This is a genomic window from Pseudomonas arabinosi, assembly GCF_047758675.1.
GTDB classification, from domain to species: Bacteria; Pseudomonadota; Gammaproteobacteria; order Pseudomonadales; family Pseudomonadaceae; genus Aquipseudomonas; species Aquipseudomonas arabinosi.
On sequence record NZ_CP180480.1, the window covers coordinates 1,482,630 to 1,502,034 of the forward strand.

Genomic DNA, 19,405 nt, shown 5'->3' on the forward strand with positions numbered 1-19,405 from the left:
GACCCCGCCTCAGTCTGTAGTCGCCAGTGCCGGCAATGGCTCTGGTTTGGGCCTATGAAATAGCCGCTCAAGCCACAAGTATATGACCGGAGTGGTGAACAACGTCAGCGCCTGGCTCACCAGCAAACCGCCGACCACCGCGATCCCCAAGGGCTGGCGCAATTCGGCGCCGGTGCCGTAGCCGAGCATCAATGGCAGCGCGCCGAGCAGGGCGGCGAGGGTGGTCATGATGATCGGCCGGAATCGTGTGATACAGGCCTGGTAGATCGCTTCTTCCGGCGGCAGGCCGCCCTTGCGTTGCGCTTCGAGGGCGAAGTCGATCATCAGGATGCCGTTCTTCTTCACGATCCCGATCAGCAACACCAGCCCGATCAGCGCCATGATCGAAAAGTCCTGCCCGCAAATCCACAGCATGATCACCGCGCCGAGCCCCGCTGACGGCAGCGTTGAGATGATGGTCAGCGGATGGACGAAGCTTTCGTACAGCACGCCGAGAATGATGTACACCGCCACCAGCGCCGCCAGGATCAGCCATGGCTGACTGGCCAGCGAACTCTGGAACGCCTGGGCCGCGCCCTGGAAGTTACCGCTCATGGCCGCCGGCATGCCAATCTCAGCTTTGGCCTGGTTGAGCATGATCACCGCGTCGCCCAACGCCACACCGGGCGCCAGGTTGAATGACAGGTTGGCGGCCGGGAACATGCCGTCATGGGCGATGGACAGCGGACCCACGGTCGGCGCATCGAATTTCGCCAGGGCCGACAGCGGCACCATTTCCCCGCTCAGCGGCGAGCGCAGATAGAAATAGTTGAGGCTTTCGGCCTTGCCGCGCTGCTTGGTGTCCAGTTCCAGAATCACGTTGTACTGGTTGATCTGCGTCTGGAATTCGTTGATCTGGCGCTGACCGAAGGCGTCGTACAGCGCTTCGTCGACATCGCTGGCGGTCAGGCCGAAACGCGCGGCAGCGCTGCGATCGATGCTGATGTGGGTGATGCTGCCGCCCAGTTGCAGGTCATTGGAAATGTCACGGAACGCCGGGTTGGCGCGCAGTTTTTCCGTGAGGCGCTGGGTCCAGGTGCTGAGGGTCGTGCCGTCGTTGCTCTTGAGCACGTATTGGTACTGGGCGCGGCTCGGGCCGGAGCTGAGGTTGATGTCCTGCCCGGCGCGCAGGTACAGCACGATGCCCGGGACTTTCATCAGTTGCGGACGAATCCGGTCAATGAACTGACTGGCGGAAACGTCGCGGTCGCCGCGTTTTTTCAGGGAGATCCAGAAGCGACCGTTGGCGATGGTCTGGTTACTGCCAGCGACGCCGACCGAGTGGGAAAACGCCGCTACCGCAGGATCCGCCGCGACGATTTCGGCCATCGCGAGGTGTTTTTTCACCATGTCGCCGTAGGAAATATCAGCGGCTGCTTCGGTGGTGCCGAGGACGAAACCGGTGTCTTGCACCGGGAAGAAGCCCTTCGGAATAAAGATGTAACCGGCAATCGCCAGGCCCAGAGACAGGCAGAACACCCCGATCATCAGCTTCTGGTGGGCGAGGGCGCGGCGCAGAAGTTTTTCATAGCCTGTCAGCAAGCGTTCGCCAAACGTAGGTTTGCTGTGGGCGTGATGCACCGGCGCACGCATGAACAGCGCGGCGAGCGTCGGCGCCAAGGTCAGCGAGACCACCACCGAAATCATGATCGTCGAAGTGGCGGTCAGGGCGAATTCCTTGAACAGCCGTCCGACCACGCCGCCCATGAACAGCAACGGAATAAACGCCGCCACCAGCGAGAAACTGATGGAAACCACGGTAAAACCAATCTCGCCGGCACCTTTGATCGCCGCCTCGCGCATGCCGTCGCCAGCTTCAAGGTGACGGTGAATGTTCTCCACCACCACAATCGCATCGTCGACCACAAACCCCACGGCCACCACGATCGCCACCAGCGTCAGGTTGTTCAGGCTGAAACCCATGATGTACATCAGGGCGAAACTGGCGATCAGGGACACACCGAGCACGGCGGATACGATCAGCGTCGCCGACCATTGGCGCAGGAACAGCGCCATCACCGCCACCACCAGCATGATCGCGATCAGCAGGGTAACTTCCACTTCGTGCAGGGAGGCGCGGATGGTCTGGGTGCGGTCGACCAGCACCTTGACCTGCACCGATGCCGGCAGCATGGCTTCGAGGCCGGGCAGGGCGGCCTGGATGCGATCCACGGTTTCGACGATGTTGGCGCCCGGCTGCCGGGAAATCACCAGGTTCACCCCAGGTTTATCACCGGCCCAGGCTTGCACGTAGGCATCTTCCGAACCGTTGACGACTTTCGCCACATCCTTGAGGTGAACCGGGGCACCGTCCTTGTAGGAAACGATGAGTTGACTGTATTCCTCAGGGTGGAACAACTGGTCGTTGGTCGACAGTGTCGAGATGCTCGACTCACCGTACAACGCCCCTTTGGCCAGGTTGAGGCTGGTGTTCTGGATCGCCAGACGAATGTCCGCCAGCGTCAGGCCGATGGCCGCGAGTTTGTCCGCCGAGGCCTGTACACGGATCGCCGGACGTTGCTGGCCGGTGATGTTGATTTGGCCTACACCGTCGATCTGACTGATCTGACGGGCGAGCAGGGTTTCTACCAGGTCGCTGAGTTCGGTGCCGGGCATCTGGGTCGAGTTGACGCTGAGGATCAGTACCGGGCTGTCGGCCGGATTGACCTTGCGCCACGTCGGCAAGGTCGGCATGTCTTTGGGCAGTTTGCCGGCGGCGGTGTTGATCGCGGCCTGCACTTCCTGAGCGGCGGTGTCGATGCTTTTGTCGAGGGTGAATTGCAGGGTCAGGTTGGTTGAGCCCAGTGCGCTGCTCGAGGTCATCTGGGTCACGCCCGGGATGGCGCTGAATTGCACTTCAAGCGGTGTGGCCACCGATGAAGCCATGGTTTCCGGACTGGCCCCGGGCAATTGCGCGGCTACCTGAATGGTCGGAAATTCTGCTTCCGGCAATGGCGCGATGGGCAGGCGCGGGAAAGCGATGACACCGAGCAGCACCAGCGCAAAGGTCAGTAGAATCGTCGCAACCGGATGGTCGATGCACCAGGCCGAGACCGAGCCATGGCCCTTCATGGTTTCGGCTCCGATTGGACCACTTGCGGCGGGTCGGTCACTACGTGCACCGTCGAGCCGGGCTTGAGCCGCGACTGGCCGTCGCTGACCAGCACGTCGCCCGGTTTAACGCCTTTGATGATGTCCTGGCCGCTGCCTTGATAGACCATTTGTACGGTGACGGTTTCGACCTTGTCGCCGTTGACCCGGTACACGAAATGTTGATCGAGGCCGCGTTGTACGACGGTGGGCGGTACCACCAGCGCATCTTTATCCAGTGCTGTCTGAATTTTTACCGTCACCAGCAGGCCCGGCCAGAGTTTCTGCCCGGGGTTGTTGAATTCGGCTTTGGCGCGAATGGTCCCGGTGTTGGCGTTGATCTGGTTGTCGATCAGGGTCAAATGACCTTCGCCCAGCAGATTGCCGGTTTCGCCGTCAGTGTCGGCGCCAATGTAGGCCTTCACTTTTGCACGTTGTGGGTCGCCGATCAGACCCTGCAGGGTCGGCAGCATTTGCTGTGGCAGGGAGAACTCCACGGCGATCGGGTCGATCTGGGTCACCGTGAACAGGCCTTGAACGTCGGTCATGCGCAGGAAGTTGCCTTCGTCCACTGTGCGAATACCGACGCGACCGGTCACCGGGGAGCGAATCTGTGTGTAGGAGAGCTGCACCTGAGCAGCGTCGATCGAGGCCTGGTTACCTTGGGCGGTAGCTTTGAGTTGGTTGACCAGGGCTTGTTGCTGGTCATAAGTCTGTTTGGAAACGCCGTCGTCCACACTCAATAGCTTGTAGCGCTTGAGGTTGACCTGCGCCACTTGCAGTTGCGCCTGGCTTTCACCGAGTTGCGCCCGGGCCTGATCGAGGCTGGCGCGGATCGAACGGTCGTCGATGGTGGCCAACAGGTCGCCTTTGTTCACCAGTTGGCCTTCCTTGACCAGGATTTTGGTGAGGATACCGTCGATTTGCGGGCGCACGACCACGCTGTGCAGCGACAGCACCGAGCCGATGCCGCTGACGTAGCGGGGGACATCTTTTTCGGTGACGTTGACGACCCGCACCGGGATGGTGGTCGGGGCGGCCAGTTTTGCCGTGGCGGGTTTGGTGAGGTACCACGTGCCCAGCGCTGCCAAGGCAATCAGCAGACCTGCGATCAAGGCGTTTTTTTTCTGAATTCGCATGCGAGTGGGGCGCCGGTCTAAGTGGTCGGAGTTTTGTCGGGTTTATACCTTCCTTTATAAACCTCTTAGCCCGTCAGGAAAGTGACTGCTAACTGACGGCGCTGTCAGTTTTGTCTCTGATTTTTGTGGGCAAGCGGATTGTTCTCGATGGCACGGCTGCAGTTTCAGGCTGAGGTGGCTTGCGGCGTCTTTTCCCACGAAGTATTCGTCTTCGGCTGATTGTGTCGCGCATACAGAAGGTGAGATCCAGTGGGTAACGCAGGCTAGGGAGATCACTCGGATTTTGACCTAGGCCCTATTGCTGTCTGCGTGTGCAAATCCAGTTCTCAGCCCTTTCATCCAGGAGCTTTCCATGACTCGTTTTTTTTCGGCTATTCGGTTTGGCGCACTTCTGGGCGCCGCGTGTCTCACGGCATCAGCAGACATAAAAGCGTCCTCGTTCCCTGACAGCAATTTCGATAGCCGTCGGTTGAACGCCGATGCTGCCCATTACTCACCTGACCAACAGACAGGCCTGTCAGGGCCGGATTCACCGCCACAGTATGTGCCAGCACGAAAAGGAGCGCCCGCATCCTCAGCCGTGCGTGCAGGCAACGTCCTGTACCTGTCGGGATTGTTGGGCAGCGGTCCGGATGGGCGCATTGTTGGAGATGTCTCGGCTCAGACGCATGCCGTGATGGGACGACTTCGGGACGTATTGGCTCGAAATGGCTCATCACTGGGACACGTCTTGCAGTGCACGGTGATTGTGACGGATATCCAGACGCTGCCGGAGGTCAACGCGGTCTACATTCAGTATTTTCCCGAAGGTCGTTTGCCCGCGCGAACTGCCTTCGAAGCGTCCCGCCTGGCAGCCAATGCCTTGGTGGAAATCGAGTGTAAGGCCTACGTCAATCAGACCGAGCTGCGCTCTTGAATGGTCATGCCTGTCACGCTGATGCATGTCCCGTTCCGGTAGTCACTGCACCGATGCCGGACATGTGATCAGTGGGTCGCGGATTGTTGCTTCAGCTGTTGATCAAGATTGCGCTCCGCCGTATCCGCATAGGCGGCGCAGGTCAGCGGTGCACGGTGAGGGGCGGTGGTATTGGAATAGTCCCAGCCGCTGCCCTCGGCGTGCGGAGTCAGCAGTAGGTCGCAGGGCAGGCTACGAATTGTCGTGAAGCTTTGTCGGAATGCCTCTATCAGCCGGGGATAGCTCGAATTGTTGGCAAGCTTGTAGCCGGGTGCACTAAGACTGTCGACATAGGCGATGCGCAGCGGTTTGCCTTCGCGCGTGTCCGTCCAGGTCCAGCTCATGCTGCCCGGTGTATGGCCTGGGGTGAAGTGTACGGTGAAGTCCATGTCGCCCAGTCTGATGGACTCGCCGTCCTGTACCAAGCGGTCGGTGTGCACCGGAGCGAAGGTAATGGCATCGCCAAAATGCAAGTCGCCCGCGCCGCCGCGTTGCAGCAGCACGGCAGATTCGGCGTTGCTCACCAGCGTGGCGCCGGTGGCCTGTCGCAAATCGGCTAGCGGACCGGCGTGATCGGTGTGGGCATGACTGTGGAGGATGAAGCGCACATCCGTCGGATCCATTCCCACGCGTTTGATGTTGTCGAGGATCAGGTTTGCCTGTTGCGGCATCCCCCCGTCGATCAGTACCGCGCCGTCTTTGGTTTTGACCAGCAGTACGGTCAGGCTCGCAGTGCCTATTTGCCAGACGTTGTCGCTGATTTTGACTGGCGCAATCGGTGTTAGCCAGACAGGGGGCACCTCGTACGCTTTCAACTGGGCAAGGGGCGTGTTATCGGCCAAGGCGGTGAGAGGCGACAGCAGCAGGGTGATCGCGAGGCTGTTGATACGGCGCATGGGAAGTCCTTTTTCAGCAGGTAGCGGGGGCTCCGATCGTAGCAGCGAGAAGAAGTGACACCTCCTCCATTAGTGTTACAAGAATTTGGCCCCCTCCCACTAAACCCGACGGACTCGCTTGCGGCTTGAAGCTTGCTGCTTCCGACACAGGTATACTGCCGCCTTTCGCGGCTCGCTGACCGGGCCCGACTCTATGGCATCCCCCGGAGCTTTCATGACTTCCCCGACCCAACCGCCGGTTGCCGACGCTTTGAGCGACGGCCAGGCAGACCTGCCAGACAGCGTCGACTCCAGCGCAGACAGCGAAACCAAGGCCGCGATCCCGGCGTTCAAGTTCCCGTTCAAACCGGGTGAGTTGGCTGGTGCGAAGAACGCCAGCCAGCCTTGGTACAAGAATGGCGCCAAGAATGGCCACACCAAGACGCCGGGGGCAGCGCCTCCTGGCACTCGGCGCACTATGGGTAAACGGTGACTGTCAGGCATTTTGTTGAGCGGTAATTGTTCTTCCTGTCATTGAGACAGTTCCCACAAGGATGAGCGATTCGTCCTCTGGGAAAGTCGGCGGCTACTCGTCAAAGATTCATACCCCTGAATTTTTGATGAAGGCCGCCAAAATGCCTCTTGTAAAAACCCTCTCTCTCCTTTCGCTGGTGGCCCTAACCACCGGCTGCATGTCGTTTGTGCCCGAGCCGCAGATCCGTTTCGGTGTCGAAGCCCTGGTTCCACCGTTCGAGAGTCGTAACGACGAGGGTGAGCTGGTCGGATTGAATATCGAGTTGGGCAATGCACTGTGTGGCGAACTCAAATCCCGCTGTGTCTGGGTTGATCAGGATTACGCGACCAACATTCACGCCCTCGAATCCAACCTTTTTGACGTGATCATGCCGATGACGGCAACACCGGCGCGTCGAGAGCGGGTCGATTTCACCGATAATCTTTACCCCCTGAGCAGCCGTCTGGTGGCGCGCAAAGGGGCTAATCTTCAACCGGATGTGCAATCGCTCAAGGGCAAGCGTGTCGGCGTACTGACAGGCACCAGCCGCGAAGCGTTCGCCAAGGCCCGTTGGGCCCCGGCCGGAGTGACGATTCGCAGTTTCGCTCTCAACAATCAATTGGTCGATAGCCTGCTGGCGGGGGATATCGATGCAACCCTGCAAGACTCCATTGAAATTACCCAAGTGTTATCAAGCCTGCCCCAAGGGCAAGCTTTCGAGTTCGCCGGTGCCCCTCTCAAGGACTCCATGCTGGGCAGTGGCGTGGCCATGGCTGTGCGAAAAACCGACACCCTGCTGCGCGATAACCTGAATGCGGCACTTGAGCGTCTTAAGCAAAATGGCCAGTACCAGGCGATTACCCAGCGTTATTTGCCACCCGCAGCACCAGACTCACCACGCTACTTTCCGAATGAGGAAGGTCTGCCATTCTCCGATGCGGTGCAGGTCGGCGAAACCCTTTACTTTTCCGGGGTGATCGGCCTCGGAGCTGATGGTGAGCTGGTGAAGGGCGGCGTGGGCCCGCAGACGACCCAGGCCATGGAGAACTTGCGTACCGCGCTGCAACGCAACGGTTCGTCCCTGGCTCAAGTGGCCAAATGCACGGTCATCCTTGCCGACATAAGGGATTTTTCCGCCATGAGTGCTGTGTATCGCAGTTTCTTTCCGGCGGATCGTTTGCCCGCACGTACGACGTTTGCCGGCAAGTTGGTCGAGAACGCGAGGGTAGAAGTGGAATGTCTGGCGGTGACGGCCAGTTAACTGTTTTGACGACGAGCCACTGCGCGACGGGATTGCGCAGTAGGTCCGAAGTCTTTCGTCTTAGGCGGCCCGCAACGAAATGAACGCGTAATTCTCGGGAGCATCAGTCGCCACGTGCGCCCCGGCCGCCTGCACTTGCCCGGCAATGTCCTCGCCCGACACATGAAACAACCAGTCAGCGCCTGACCCGGCCACAGGCTGCGTCGCAACCTGGTCGATGACTCTCGTAAACGCCGTCATGTCCGGCAGATAAGCAGTAAAGCCATCGCCCTTCAGTGCCGTAGTCCGAATCCCCAACAACGCACAAATCGCATCCTTGGCCCGAATGTCATCGCGATCCGCCTGACGGGAGCGCTGGATTAATCCGACCAGTTCCTGATCCACCAATTCACCACCCACAATCAGATCCGGTCCTTTTTCCCACGATTCGGGCGGACATTCCTTTACGGCAATGTTCAGGGGGATGTGCGGATTGATTTCCATCGGGTAGATGCGGCACACCAGCGGCCGGCGTTCGTAGATGCGGCAGAGGTTGTCTTCGTCAAGATTCCGGCAAGGACCGACGTTGTAGGCGGCAATGGTGATGGCTATGTACGCCTCGCAAGCGCCGCTTCGAACCCTCACCGAACGGCGTTCGGCGTGTTCGCGTTGCTGTGTCGGCAGCCCCAGGCCATTGCCCAGGAAACCTTCCACCAACACAATCACCTGACCGCCATCGGCCGCCCACATCCGGGCTTCGGGCAGGGTCAGGGGCACGTGGTGGTCGTTGCAGCATTTGCCACAGCCTACGCAGGAAAACGTCGTATTCATTGAACGGCCAGTCGCATAAAAGGACATGAAACGGCGACAGAATGCCGCCGCACAGGCCGCTATCGAAGCAAGTTATGCGCCAGTCACTGCGCCTTGGCGGTGGGGCGGATGGAGTCCCATTCGGTGATGTAAGCGGTTTTGCTTTTCTTGTTGTAGAGACACAGTTCGGTGCCTTGTTGGCCTTTCATGTGTTTTTGCGGGTATTGGCCTTGCAACAGAAGTGCGGTGTAGCCAACCCGGTCATCGAACTGCGCGGCGTTGCCCACGGGTTTGGCATTCGTCAAACCACTGGCCTTGGTGCAACTGGCGAGCACGGCTTTATCGTAAGCAGCCCAGGCGTCGGAGCTGGAGGCGTGGGCCTGGGAGGCGAGAGCGGCGAGGCAGAGGAGGGTTAGGCTTGCTGCTTTCATGGGGTCGGGCATCCTTGGGGGGCAAGGTTGGAGTATGCCTGATGGTTTCAGGTTGAATGTGTCGGCCCCCTCGCCACAGTCAGGCCGGAACCGGTTCCCGGCGGATCACACGCATTCCGGCGTTTTCATACAAACGCTGCGCCCGTAGGTTGTCTTCCAGCACCTTCAGATCCACAAAACCTTCGCGTCGTTGCTGAAATATCTTGAAAGCATGTAGCAGCAACGCGCGTCCTAATCCTTGCCCCTGAGCCCGTGGATGCACCACCAGGTTTTTGATATAGGCGCTGGTCCAGCACTGGCATACGCCGACGATACCTTCGGCATCCAGAGCGATAAAGCACAGGCTCGGATCATATTCAGGATCGGTTTCAAAACGCTGTTGCCAGACGTCCAGTGCCGGCACGCGACCGCCACCTTGCTGAAAACCGAGCTCCATCAGACGATGAACGGCTACTGACAGTTCGGGGCGGTAGTCGCTGAGGGTGATTCCCTGAGGCCACGTGATCGCGGGCACACCTTCAGCAAGGTTGCGCCGCATCAGAAAGCAGAAGTCCTTGCTCAAGCCTCAATAACCTTGTTCAGCGACAGCCTTGGCTGCTTCGATCAGGCACTTGGTCAGTTCTGGCGAGGAGAACTTGGTCAACACCGCGTTCGCGCCGGCAAGACGGGCCTTTTCGCTGTTCATCGCACTGTCCAAAGAGGTGTGCAGCAGAACATAAAGGTGCGAAAAGTCCGGAGTTTCACGCAAGGTGCGGGTGAAGGCGTAGCCGTCCATTTCGGACATTTCGATGTCCGAGACGATCAGGTTGATCTGCTGGGCCGTGCCTTGCAGGTCCAACAGGCAGTCAATGGCTTCCTTGGCGCTGCGGGCGGTGTGGCATTGCAGGCCGAGGTTGCGCAGGGTATGCACCGATTGCTGCAACGCCACCTGGCTGTCATCGACCACCAGAATCCGCGCGTTACCGAGCACTTCGGCGTCTTCCATGCTCAGTTCGGTCGGGGCCGTTTCGATCTGGGCCGGGGCGATGCCATGGATGACTTTTTCGATGTCCAGTACCTGTACCAATGTGCCGTCGACCGAGGTTACGCCTGTGATGTACGAACGCACACCGCCAGAGCCAAAGGGCGGCGGACGGATGTCGGTGGTCAGGCAGTGGACGATTTTGCTCACGGCTTGAACGTGCAAACCTTGCTTGGAGCGGCTGACATCGGTGACGATCAGACAGCCACCGTTCGGGTCTTCCAGCGGCCGTTCGCCGATGGCGCGGCTGAGGTCGATCACCGACAACGAGGCACCGCGCAGGGTGGCGATGCCTTTGACGTGGGGGTGCGACTCCGGCAGCTTGGTCAGCGGCGGGCATGGAATGATTTCACTGACTTTCAGCAGGTTGATCGCCATCAGCTTGCCGCTGCGCAAGGTAAACAGCAGAAGCGAAAGTGAATCTGCGCGGGCTTTGTTTGAAGACATAAAAACCTTCTGTGGAAAAAGGTGATGGGCGACCGCGAAGATCGCCAACAGCTATCGATGCCGGGTTATCGACTTGTTGCGTACAGGCTTTAGCAATTCAGGTGAATGGTATGACGCCATCGTCGGAACGCCGCCCGGAGCAAGCTCGCTCCCACATTGGAATGCATTCCCCTGTGGGAGCGAGCTTGCTCCGGGCGGCGTTCCGACGATGGGGCCTTCACTTCATGCCGAGGCGTTTGGCCATTCGCCCAAGATTCGCCCGATCCAAGCCTAGCTCACGCGCGGCACTCGCCCAATTGTTATGGTGCCGTTCCAGACAGGCGTCGATCAGTCGACGCTGATAATCCTCGGTCGCCGCCCGCAAGTCTCCCGAGACCAAAGCCGCAGGGCTGATGGGGGCGGGTTCGGTTGCAAGCTCAACCCTGCCAGTGGGCAAATCCAGATCCGCCGCACTCAAGCTGAGAATCTTCGGCCGCTCCTTGCAGTTGCCCAGCGCCTTCAAGGCACTGCGGCCAATCAAGTGCTCCAGCTCCCGCACATTGCCCGGCCATGCATACGCCAGCAGTGCAGCTTGTGCATCGCTGTTCAGACGCAGGCTGTTGAGGCCCATGCGAGAGCGGTTTTGCTCCAGGAAGTAGCCGCTGAGCAGCAGCACATCCCGCCCACGGTCACGCAGTGCTGGCACCAGCAACGGATAAACGCTCAGGCGGTGATAGAAGTCGGCACGGTAGCGGCCGCTGCGCACTTCCTCGGCCAGGTCGCGGTTGGTCGCGGCGATCAGCCGTACGTCCACCTGATGTTCTTTATCCGACCCCAATCGCTGCAATTGACCGCTTTGCAACACTCGCAATAATTTGGCCTGGACGGTCAGGGACAGCTCACCGACTTCATCGAGAAACAGCGTACCGCCATTGGCCAGTTCAAACTTGCCGCGCCGATCGTTCATCGCGCCGGTGAAGGCGCCGCGGACGTGGCCGAACAATTCGCTCTCCACCAGCGTGTCCGGCAGCGCGGCGCAGTTGAGGCTGATGATCGGCTTGTCGGCCCGGGGCGATGCGGCGTGGATGGCTTGGGCGACCAGTTCCTTGCCGACCCCGGTTTCGCCGGTGATCAGCACAGTCAGATCACTGCCGCCCACCAGATTGATTTCTTCCACCAGCCGTTTGTGGGCCTTGCTCTGGCCAATCATCTCGCGGTTTTGCTGGCCGCTGGCTTGTCGGTAAACCTCGGCACGCTGATGTTCGTCTTCGACACGATTGGCCAGGCGTTCGATGCGCTCGGCGGCGTTGACCGTGGCGGCGGCGAGGCTGGCGAAGGCTTCCAGGGCGTCCAGTTCGATCGGTTCGAAGCGCTCTGGATCGAGTGCGTCGAGGGTCAGCAAACCCCACGGACGTTCGTCGATAAACAGCGGGCAACCCATGCAGTCGTGGACTTCCAGATGATCGTCGAGGCCATCGACCAGGCCGTCGTAAGGGTCGGGCAAGTCGCTGTCGGCGGCGAAACGGGTCGGACCGTGGCTGCTGAGCAGCGCTTCAAAACGCGGGTGTTCGCTGACTTTGAAGCGTCGGCCGAGGGTGTCGGTACTCAACCCGTCGACGGCCAGTGGCACCAGCCATTCGCCATCGAGGCGCAGCAGTGCGGCGGCATCGCAGGGGAGCAGGGCGCGCATGGCTTCGAGCAAGCGCCGATAACGCTCGCCTTCGGGGAGTTCGCGGGACAGGTCGGCGACCAGTGGCAGCAGGGTGGTGAGCAAGGCTTTTGCAGTCATAGTGACTCCATGTAGTCGGTATGACTATAAGTCAGGGTGTGTCGATATGACTATAAATAATCTAACTAGTTGATTTTAAAGGTTTTATTTTTTGGCACGAAAACTGATAAGTACAAGGCAGTCAGTTAGCAATCCAAGTAGATCAGGAGTCGCCTTATGCTTAGCGTTCTAGACCGTGCAATCGTCAAATCCACCGTGCCCTTGCTGGAAAGCGGTGGCGAAGCATTGATCACTCATTTCTACCGCATGATGCTTTCCGAGTATCCGGAAGTTCGCCCGATGTTCAATCAGGCCCACCAGGCCAGCGGTGATCAGCCGCGAGCTCTGGCAAACGGTGTCTTGATGTATGCGCGGCACATTGACCAGCTCGACCAGTTGGGCGACCTGGTGGCCAAGATCATCAACAAGCACGTCGCCCTGCAAATTCTCCCGGAACATTACCCGATTGTCGGTACCTGCCTGCTGCGAGCCATCTCCGAAGTGCTGGGCGACGAGATTGCCACCCCTGAAGTGATGGCCGCCTGGGGGGCTGCTTACGGTCAATTGGCCGACATCCTGATCGGTGCCGAAACCAGCATCTACGACCAAAAGGAACAGGCACCGGGCGGCTGGCGCGGGGCGCGGGAATTCATCGTGGTATCGAAGGTCGAGGAGAGTGCGGAAATCATCTCGTTCTACTTCGAACCTGCGGACAAAGGCCCGATCCTGGCGGCAGAGCCGGGCCAGTACATTGGCATGAAACTGATCCTTGATGGCGAAGAGATTCGTCGTAACTATTCGCTGTCGGCCTTGGCCAACAAGGGCCAGTACCGGATCAGCGTCAAACGTGAAACCGGTGGCCGCGCCTCCAACCATTTGCACGATCAACTGCATGTGGGCTCCAGCATCCAGCTGTTCCCGCCATCGGGCGAGTTCACCCTGACCGACAGCGATAAACCGCTGGTGCTGATCAGCGGCGGCGTCGGCATCACTCCGACCCTGGCAATGCTCGAAGCGGCGCTGGCGACCGAACGGCCGGTGCACTTTATCCACTGTGCGCGTAACGGTAGCGTTCATGCTTTCCGCGACTGGATCGATGGCTTGGCTGAGCGTCATCCGCAACTCAAACGCTTCTATTGCTACGACGAAGATGATGGCGTGAGCCCGGCGGCGCACAAGGTTGGCCTGTTGAGCCAGGAGCAACTGGGCGAGTGGTTGCCGCAGCAACGTGACCTGGATGCTTACTTCCTCGGGCCTAAAGGCTTCATGGCGGCGGTCAAGCGCCACCTCAAAGCGTTGGGTGTACCGGAGAAGCAAAGCCGTTACGAATTCTTCGGGCCGGCTTCGGCATTGGAATAGTACGCAAAACCTCTAGGAGCCGGGCTTGCCGGCGAAGGCGTATTCGAGATCGCCTTCGCCGGCAAGCCTGGCTCCTACAAATACGTATCAGCCCTTCAATTCTTTCAAATGTTTGTACACCGTCGCCCGCCCCATGTTCAGCACGTTCGCCACATAGTTGGAGGCGCTTTTGCCTTTGAAGGCGCCTTCGGCGTGCAGTGCCAGCACCAGTTCGCGCTTATGGTCACGGGTCAGCAGGTTCAGGCTTAGCTGACGTTCGCGCAGCCAGGCGTGGAGGAAAGTGTTGATCCGCTCCTGCCAGTCATCGCGAAACAGCGAGTCCGGTTGCGGAATCAACTTGCTCGGCGACAGGAACAGATCCAGAGCGGCCTTGGCATTTTCGAACAACGAAATATTCAGATTAATGCACAGCACCGCCAGTGGATGACCTTCACTGTCGCGCAGCACACTGCTCAGGCTGCGAATCTTCTGGCCATCCCAATTGAGCTTTTCGTACGGCCCGATGTTTCGTTCGCTGATATCGTCGCTGAGCATGTCCTCCAGCGCCGAGTCGTCACCGATTTCCCGTTTGGACAGGTTGTTGGCGATGTAGTCGACCTTCTGCGTACGCAGATCGTGCAGCACCACCTCGGCGTGAGGAAAGAACAACGTGGCGATGGCATCGGCGATCGCGCGGAAGTTGTCCAGCGGCGAGCTCTTCAATGCAGAGTCATCACCGGCTGGTTCTTGTTCTTGGGCGTTCATAAAGTGGAGCTCCAGACAGCATCAGCGCCCCGTAAAAAAAGGCGCTGGAAGTTTGCCGCAATCGTGTCGACACGTCACCTGCGTCCGAAAGTCAGCCCAGTCGCGTAGGGGAGAGCATTTGGGGGTTCAGGCCGAAGCGAGTCAGTTGCTCGGGCAAGGCTTCGCCGCGTACCAGTGCAGCGCTGGCCTGGCCCATGGCCGGCGAGGTCTGAATGCCATAACCGCCTTGTGCCGCCACCCAGAATAACCCCGGTACCTGCGGATCGAACCCCGACAACAAATCACCGTCGCTCACGAAACTGCGCAAGCCGGCCCAGGTGCGGGTCGGACGGCGGATGGTCAGGGTGGTGGCTTCTTCGATCTGGTAGATGCCCATCGCAATGTCCAACTCTTCAGGCTGCACGTCGTGTGGTTCCACCGGGTCGGCGTTGGCTGGCGAGCCGAGGAACATTCCGGCGTCGGGCTTCATGTAGAAGGATTCATCGAGGCTGACCAGCATTGGCCAATGGTGGATGTCCACGCCCTCGGGGCCGGCGAAGATGAACGCCGCACGGCGCTTGGGTTGCAGGCCCAGAGGTTTGGCACCGGCCAGCTCGCCGATTTTGTCGGCCCAGGCGCCTGCCGCGTTGATGATGATCGGGGCGCTGAAGGTCTGACCGCTGGTTTGCACGTGCCACACACCTTCGGCGTCGCGGGTCAGGCTCAGGACTTCGCTGTCGGTATGAACTTCGCCTTTATTGCGTCGGATACCGCGCAGGTAACCCTGGTGCAAGGCATCGGTGTCGATGTCGCTGGCGGTCGGGTCGTAAATCGCACCATGGACTTTTTCCCGGCGCAGAATCGGCAGGCGCGCGCAGGCCTCGTCGGCGCTGAGCAGTTGCATCTCCGGCACCGTGGCTTTGGCACTCAGGTATTGATTGTTCAGTTCGGCCGGGTCACCGGTGAAGTCCACGGTCATCTCGCCACGCGGGGTCAGCAGCGGGTGTTCGCAGAAACCGGATGGGGGCGCGTCGAAGAAGTCGCGGCTAGCCTGGGTCAGCGCCCGAACTTGAGGCGTACCGTAGGCGGCGGTGAACAGTGCGGCTGAACGTCCGGTGGAGTGGTAAGCCGGATGGGACTCGCGTTCGAGCACGATTACTCGGGCGTGCTGCGACAACCAGAATCCGGTGGAAGCACCGGCAATCCCGCCGCCGATGATGATGAAATCTGCCTGGCTCATGAACGTCTCCTGATGGGCGCAAATGCCAAAATTGTAGAGATCCCTTGTAGGAGCTGACGAGTGGAACGAGGCTGCGATCTTTTGACTTTGCTTTTATAGGCAAGATCAAAAGATCGCAGCCTCGTTCCACTCGTCAGCTCCTACAGGGTTTGTGGTGTTAGTGCTGTAGGCGGTAGATGGCATTGGCCAGCGCGATGTCTTCCAGGCCCAGACCAATGGAGCGGAAGAACACATGACGGTCATAGCCAGGGCGCTGGACTTTTTCGCTGAGCAGATCGGGCAGGTCGCCGATGATCGCGTTCTTGTCCCAGCCATGCTGTTCACCGGCAATCAGCATCTCGCCGGCCGAGCCCGGGGTGGTCAGACGATAGTCGCAGAACACTTGCATGTCATTGAGGCTCTGCGGCGGTACTTCATGGGCACGCGGCGCGTTGGTGCTGATGGAGGTGATCAGCGCCGGTTTGCTCAAACTTGACGGGTCGATCACCGGGCCTGCGGAAGAGGTGCAGAGCATGATGACATCGGCGTCTTGCACGGCCGTTTCACGACTGTCGACGATGGTCAGCCGAGGATCGAGGCTTCTGAGCTGCGCCAACACTTCGGGATTCTTGTCGCTCAGGCTCGGCGAGTAGAGGCTGATGCTCTGCCAGTCGCGCAGACCTTTGACGTAGTGCAAATGCGCCTGGGCAACCTTGCCGCTGCCGATGATCGCCAGGCGTCGGGCCTTCAGCGGGGCGAGGGCGTCGACCGCCACTGCTGTGGTTGCAGCGGTGCGCGCCGTGGTCAGTTCGCCGGCATCGCAGAGCAACAGCGGCTGGCCGGTCTGCATCGACATCAGCAGCGTCCAGGCGGTCACCAGCGGGCCTTGTTCACGCACGATGTAGGGCGAAGTCTTGACCCCGTAAACGCAGTCTTCGGCCAGCACGCCCAGGTAGTTGATGAAGTCGCCAGCGCCCTGCGGGAACTCCACCAGTTGCTGCGCGGGTTGCACGGCTTGCCCGGCGGCGAGGTCGCGGAACAGTTTGCGCAGGATCTGCGGCACGTCGACCTGCGCCAGCAGCTCGCGGGCCTGAGGTTGGGTGATCACGTAAGGCGTACTGGACATGGTCGGCTCCGGGAGCTGGAAGTAAACTAATTTGTCCATTATGGACTTTTAGTTGTCTCGATCAATGTCCGGACGAAAAAAAAGCGCAGTCCGTTTCCGGCTGCGCCTCTTTTAACGCGACCCGCGTTACGGGCGCTTGCGCTCAACCGCCCGCAGCAGATGCGTCGGTGGCGTTTCACAGCTGATCTTGCGACCTAGCAGCGCCTCGATGGACGGTAGCTGGTAGGAGTCGTCTTCACCGGCAAAACTGATGGACACGCCATCGGCGCCGGCACGACCGGTACGACCGATACGGTGCACGTAATCGTCCGGGACTTCCGGCAGGGTGAAGTTGATCACGTGGCTGATGCCGTCGATGTGAATGCCGCGACCGGCAACATCGGTGGCGACCAGGACGCGGATCTTGCCTTCGCGGAAACCTTCCAGGGTCTTGATGCGCTTGTGCTGCGGCACGTCGCCGGACAGCTGCGCGGCGTTGACGCCGTCACGCACCAGACGTTCTTCGATGCGCCGCACTTCATCCTTGCGGTTGGCGAACACCATCACCCGCTCCCAACCGTTGTCGTTGACCAGGTTGTAGAGCAGTTTGTATTTGTCGGCACCGGCCACGGCGTAGATGTGCTGCTCGACGTTTTCGCTGGCCACGTTCTGCGACTCGATCTCGACGATCGACGGGTCGGTGGTCCATTGCTTGGCGAGGTTCATCACGTCTTCGGTGAAGGTCGCGGAGAACAGCAGCGTCTGACGCTCGTTCTTCGGCGGAGTCTGGCGAATGATCTGACGCACTTGTGGGATGAAACCCATGTCGAGCATCCGGTCGGCTTCGTCCAGGACCATGACTTCGACCATGTCCAGGTGCACGTCGCCGCGCTGGTTGAAGTCCAGCAAACGGCCCGGGGTGGCCACGAGGATGTCGCAGTGACGGGCTTCGAGGTGCTTGAGCTGCTTGTCGAAGTCCATACCACCAACGAACGTCATGACGTTGAGGCCGGTGTACTTGGTCAGGTCGGCCGCGTCCTTGGCGATCTGCACCACCAGTTCACGGGTCGGAGCAATAATCAGCGCCCGCGGCTCGCCCATGTAGCGCTCTTTCGGCGGCGGGGTTTCCAGCAACTGGGTGATGATCGAAATCAGGAACGCAGCAGTTTTGCCGGTGCCGGTCTGAGCGCGACCGATGGCGTCTTTGCCTGCGAGGGTGAAGCCAAGCACTTGTGCCTGGATCGGCGTGCAATACGGGAAGCCCAGGTCCTGGATGGCGTGCATCAGTTCGGGGGCGAGTTTGAAATCGTGAAAACGGGTTTTGCCTTCCTGGGGTTCGACAGCGAAGTCTTCGAGTTTCCAGGGGATAACCGGTGCTTTTGGCTTCGGTTCGCGACGCGGTCGGGCAGGTTTCGCAGCTTCGCTGCTCGGTTCTTCAGAGGCCTGAGCCTCAACGGGTTGGACGGCCGGTGTGGTCATCGGCTCGTGCATCGGTACCGCTACGGTTGCGGTCCGGCCAGACTGATTACCGTCGGTGCGGTGGCTGGGATTGTGAGACGGAGCGCTGGAGACTGGCGCGAGCTGCTCAGTCTCGCTTTTACCGAACATTTTCTTGAGTGCTTTGAGCACGGTCATCTCATCAATTGGTTAAGGAATATACGCCGGCCAGTGTAATGCAAGAATCGGGCGCGGCGTAGTGGGATGGATCAATGGGCTGCTTTTCACATAAACAGTTATCGCAAGCGCTCGGCGAGCCAGACACCAATGTCGCGAATCTCCTCGGGTAACACTTCGTGGCCCATTGGGTATTCCTGCCATGTCACGGTGACACCATGCTGCTTTAAATACTCGTAAGCGGTGCGGCCCATGGAGTTTTGAACGACGTCATCGTACTGGCCGTGTAAAGACAGCACGGGGATGCGTTGCTGGCTGGCGGAAAGCTCCAGTTCATCGCTGAAGGTCGGTGCGTAGGTGGAGAGGGCAAGTACGCCACCCAGCGGCCCCTGCCATTTCAGAAACGCGGTGTGTAACGCCACCGCGCCACCTTGGGAAAACCCTGCCAGGAATATCCGCGAGGCGTCTATTCCGATGGCGCGCTCCACTTCGATCAAATTGACGATCCTCTGCGCCGACTCTTCCAGCTGCTCGCGGTTGATCGCGCGCGCGGGGCTCATGGCCAATATGTCGTACCAGCTCGGCATCTCGTAACCACCATTGATGGTCACGGCGCAGGTCGGTGCCTGAGGGAGAACGAAGCGGGTGGTCAGCAGGCTTTCCTGCAACGCCTCGGCCACCGGCAAGAAGTCGTAGCGATCGGCGCCCAGGCCGTGCAGCCAGATAACGCAGGCGTCTGCGGGCTTGACGGGCTGAAGAATCAAGGGCTCGGTCATGGTTGCTCCAATTTTGTGCAGACGCTCTCATTGGGTGCGAGGCCCGAGTGCACGTCTGGTTGATCAGTTAATAAGATGTCGCAAGGCTACAAGTTTTGCTATTGACCTGTCGCGCAATCGCTTCGGCGAGCGGTCTGGTACGGGGTTTGCTATGGGGAAACGGTGCAACCCATCTCGCGCCTTGCGGTAACACTATCAGTGTACTGCTGGCGGTGGGATAGCAAAGAATCCGGTGATGGATGTTCGCCAGTGGCCGCTACGGGCTTCGCGAACGTGAAAGGGCTACCGCCCGTTCGGCCGA

Annotated in this window: 17 protein-coding genes; 4 read left to right on the forward strand and 13 right to left on the reverse strand. The window is 59.7% G+C overall.

Annotated features, from left to right (window positions below; all coding sequences use genetic code 11):
* Positions 1 to 9: 9 nt before the first annotated feature.
* On the reverse strand, positions 10 to 3,111 hold the full coding sequence (locus tag ACMXYJ_RS06835; protein WP_415759211.1) for a multidrug efflux RND transporter permease subunit: 3,102 nt from the start codon (positions 3,109 to 3,111) through the stop codon (positions 10 to 12).
* Entirely contained in the window at positions 3,108 to 4,268 is a 1,161-nt protein-coding gene (locus ACMXYJ_RS06840) for an efflux RND transporter periplasmic adaptor subunit (protein WP_415759212.1), read from the reverse strand. The genes ACMXYJ_RS06835 and ACMXYJ_RS06840 overlap by 4 nt, the downstream gene beginning before the upstream one ends.
* 352 nt (positions 4,269 to 4,620) lie before the next feature.
* Here ACMXYJ_RS06840 and ACMXYJ_RS06845 point away from each other — a divergent pair, with 352 nt between their 5' ends.
* Entirely contained in the window at positions 4,621 to 5,184 is a 564-nt protein-coding gene (locus ACMXYJ_RS06845; protein ID WP_415759213.1) for a RidA family protein, read from the forward strand.
* A gap of 68 nt (positions 5,185 to 5,252) precedes the next feature.
* Here ACMXYJ_RS06845 and bla read toward each other — a convergent pair whose 3' ends face one another.
* A complete protein-coding gene (gene bla, locus ACMXYJ_RS06850; RefSeq protein ID WP_415759214.1) occupies positions 5,253 to 6,119 on the reverse strand; it encodes a subclass B3 metallo-beta-lactamase in 867 nt (288 codons plus the stop codon).
* A 214-nt stretch (positions 6,120 to 6,333) separates the two neighbouring features.
* Here bla and ACMXYJ_RS06855 point away from each other — a divergent pair, with 214 nt between their 5' ends.
* Both ACMXYJ_RS06855 and ACMXYJ_RS06860 read left to right on the forward strand, forming a co-directional pair.
* Positions 6,334 to 6,591 (forward strand): hypothetical protein, encoded by a 258-nt coding sequence (locus ACMXYJ_RS06855; RefSeq protein ID WP_415759215.1) that lies wholly within the window; start codon positions 6,334 to 6,336, stop codon positions 6,589 to 6,591.
* A 142-nt stretch (positions 6,592 to 6,733) separates the two neighbouring features.
* Complete coding sequence (locus tag ACMXYJ_RS06860; protein WP_415759216.1) at positions 6,734 to 7,873, forward strand: transporter substrate-binding domain-containing protein; 1,140 nt, start codon at positions 6,734 to 6,736, stop codon at positions 7,871 to 7,873.
* A gap of 60 nt (positions 7,874 to 7,933) precedes the next feature.
* On the opposite strand, the gene ACMXYJ_RS06865 is transcribed toward ACMXYJ_RS06860, so the two are convergent.
* The 5 genes from ACMXYJ_RS06865 to norR all read right to left on the reverse strand — a co-directional run bounded on the left by ACMXYJ_RS06865 (position 7,934) and on the right by norR (position 12,329).
* Positions 7,934 to 8,683, reverse strand: a complete 750-nt coding sequence (locus tag ACMXYJ_RS06865; RefSeq protein WP_415759217.1) for a YkgJ family cysteine cluster protein — start codon at positions 8,681 to 8,683, stop codon at positions 7,934 to 7,936.
* Positions 8,684 to 8,766: 83 nt separating this feature from the next.
* On the reverse strand, positions 8,767 to 9,093 hold the full coding sequence (locus ACMXYJ_RS06870; RefSeq protein ID WP_415759218.1) for a hypothetical protein: 327 nt from the start codon (positions 9,091 to 9,093) through the stop codon (positions 8,767 to 8,769).
* Between the two features lie 79 nt (positions 9,094 to 9,172).
* On the reverse strand, positions 9,173 to 9,631 hold the full coding sequence (locus tag ACMXYJ_RS06875) for a GNAT family N-acetyltransferase (RefSeq protein WP_415760688.1): 459 nt from the start codon (positions 9,629 to 9,631) through the stop codon (positions 9,173 to 9,175).
* Positions 9,632 to 9,658: 27 nt separating this feature from the next.
* Complete coding sequence (locus tag ACMXYJ_RS06880) at positions 9,659 to 10,561, reverse strand: chemotaxis protein CheV (protein WP_415759219.1); 903 nt, start codon at positions 10,559 to 10,561, stop codon at positions 9,659 to 9,661.
* Between the two features lie 217 nt (positions 10,562 to 10,778).
* Positions 10,779 to 12,329, reverse strand: a complete 1,551-nt coding sequence (gene norR, locus ACMXYJ_RS06885) for a nitric oxide reductase transcriptional regulator NorR (RefSeq protein WP_415759220.1) — start codon at positions 12,327 to 12,329, stop codon at positions 10,779 to 10,781.
* A gap of 156 nt (positions 12,330 to 12,485) precedes the next feature.
* On the opposite strand from norR, the gene hmpA reads away from it, so the two are divergent.
* A complete protein-coding gene (gene hmpA / locus ACMXYJ_RS06890) occupies positions 12,486 to 13,667 on the forward strand; it encodes an NO-inducible flavohemoprotein (protein WP_415759221.1) in 1,182 nt (393 codons plus the stop codon).
* Between the two features lie 87 nt (positions 13,668 to 13,754).
* On the opposite strand, the gene ACMXYJ_RS06895 is transcribed toward hmpA, so the two are convergent.
* The 5 genes from ACMXYJ_RS06895 to ACMXYJ_RS06915 all read right to left on the reverse strand — a co-directional run bounded on the left by ACMXYJ_RS06895 (position 13,755) and on the right by ACMXYJ_RS06915 (position 19,104).
* Positions 13,755 to 14,411: a helix-turn-helix transcriptional regulator gene (locus ACMXYJ_RS06895; protein ID WP_129441407.1), complete on the reverse strand. Its 657-nt coding sequence runs from the start codon at positions 14,409 to 14,411 to the stop codon at positions 13,755 to 13,757.
* A gap of 91 nt (positions 14,412 to 14,502) precedes the next feature.
* Positions 14,503 to 15,630 carry an NAD(P)/FAD-dependent oxidoreductase gene (locus tag ACMXYJ_RS06900; protein ID WP_415759222.1) on the reverse strand — a complete coding sequence of 376 codons (1,128 nt, stop codon included), beginning with the start codon at positions 15,628 to 15,630 and terminating at the stop codon, positions 14,503 to 14,505.
* A gap of 157 nt (positions 15,631 to 15,787) precedes the next feature.
* Positions 15,788 to 16,735, reverse strand: coding sequence for an ornithine cyclodeaminase family protein (locus ACMXYJ_RS06905; protein ID WP_415759223.1), 948 nt, complete (start codon positions 16,733 to 16,735; stop codon positions 15,788 to 15,790).
* A 126-nt stretch (positions 16,736 to 16,861) separates the two neighbouring features.
* Positions 16,862 to 18,349 carry an ATP-dependent RNA helicase RhlB gene (gene rhlB / locus ACMXYJ_RS06910; protein WP_415759224.1) on the reverse strand — a complete coding sequence of 496 codons (1,488 nt, stop codon included), beginning with the start codon at positions 18,347 to 18,349 and terminating at the stop codon, positions 16,862 to 16,864.
* A 98-nt stretch (positions 18,350 to 18,447) separates the two neighbouring features.
* Positions 18,448 to 19,104, reverse strand: a complete 657-nt coding sequence (locus ACMXYJ_RS06915) for an alpha/beta hydrolase (protein WP_046048230.1) — start codon at positions 19,102 to 19,104, stop codon at positions 18,448 to 18,450.
* Positions 19,105 to 19,405 lie beyond the last annotated feature (301 nt).

Coding starts and splice junctions, on each gene's coding strand:
- hmpA (WP_415759221.1), top strand. CDS start 12,486: ATGCTTAGCGTTCTAGACCGTGCAATCGTCAAATCCACCGTGCCCTTG.
- ACMXYJ_RS06835 (WP_415759211.1), bottom strand. CDS start 3,111: ATGAAGGGCCATGGCTCGGTCTCGGCCTGGTGCATCGACCATCCGGTT.
- ACMXYJ_RS06880 (WP_415759219.1), bottom strand. CDS start 10,561: ATGTCTTCAAACAAAGCCCGCGCAGATTCACTTTCGCTTCTGCTGTTT.
- ACMXYJ_RS06840 (WP_415759212.1), bottom strand. CDS start 4,268: ATGCGAATTCAGAAAAAAAACGCCTTGATCGCAGGTCTGCTGATTGCC.
- ACMXYJ_RS06905 (WP_415759223.1), bottom strand. CDS start 16,735: ATGTCCAGTACGCCTTACGTGATCACCCAACCTCAGGCCCGCGAGCTG.
- ACMXYJ_RS06875 (WP_415760688.1), bottom strand. CDS start 9,631: ATGCGGCGCAACCTTGCTGAAGGTGTGCCCGCGATCACGTGGCCTCAG.
- bla (WP_415759214.1), bottom strand. CDS start 6,119: ATGCGCCGTATCAACAGCCTCGCGATCACCCTGCTGCTGTCGCCTCTC.
- ACMXYJ_RS06900 (WP_415759222.1), bottom strand. CDS start 15,630: ATGAGCCAGGCAGATTTCATCATCATCGGCGGCGGGATTGCCGGTGCT.
- ACMXYJ_RS06915 (WP_046048230.1), bottom strand. CDS start 19,104: ATGACCGAGCCCTTGATTCTTCAGCCCGTCAAGCCCGCAGACGCCTGC.
- rhlB (WP_415759224.1), bottom strand. CDS start 18,349: ATGACCGTGCTCAAAGCACTCAAGAAAATGTTCGGTAAAAGCGAGACT.
- ACMXYJ_RS06860 (WP_415759216.1), top strand. CDS start 6,734: ATGCCTCTTGTAAAAACCCTCTCTCTCCTTTCGCTGGTGGCCCTAACC.
- norR (WP_415759220.1), bottom strand. CDS start 12,329: ATGACTGCAAAAGCCTTGCTCACCACCCTGCTGCCACTGGTCGCCGAC.
- ACMXYJ_RS06855 (WP_415759215.1), top strand. CDS start 6,334: ATGACTTCCCCGACCCAACCGCCGGTTGCCGACGCTTTGAGCGACGGC.
- ACMXYJ_RS06895 (WP_129441407.1), bottom strand. CDS start 14,411: ATGAACGCCCAAGAACAAGAACCAGCCGGTGATGACTCTGCATTGAAG.
- ACMXYJ_RS06845 (WP_415759213.1), top strand. CDS start 4,621: ATGACTCGTTTTTTTTCGGCTATTCGGTTTGGCGCACTTCTGGGCGCC.
- ACMXYJ_RS06865 (WP_415759217.1), bottom strand. CDS start 8,683: ATGAATACGACGTTTTCCTGCGTAGGCTGTGGCAAATGCTGCAACGAC.
- ACMXYJ_RS06870 (WP_415759218.1), bottom strand. CDS start 9,093: ATGAAAGCAGCAAGCCTAACCCTCCTCTGCCTCGCCGCTCTCGCCTCC.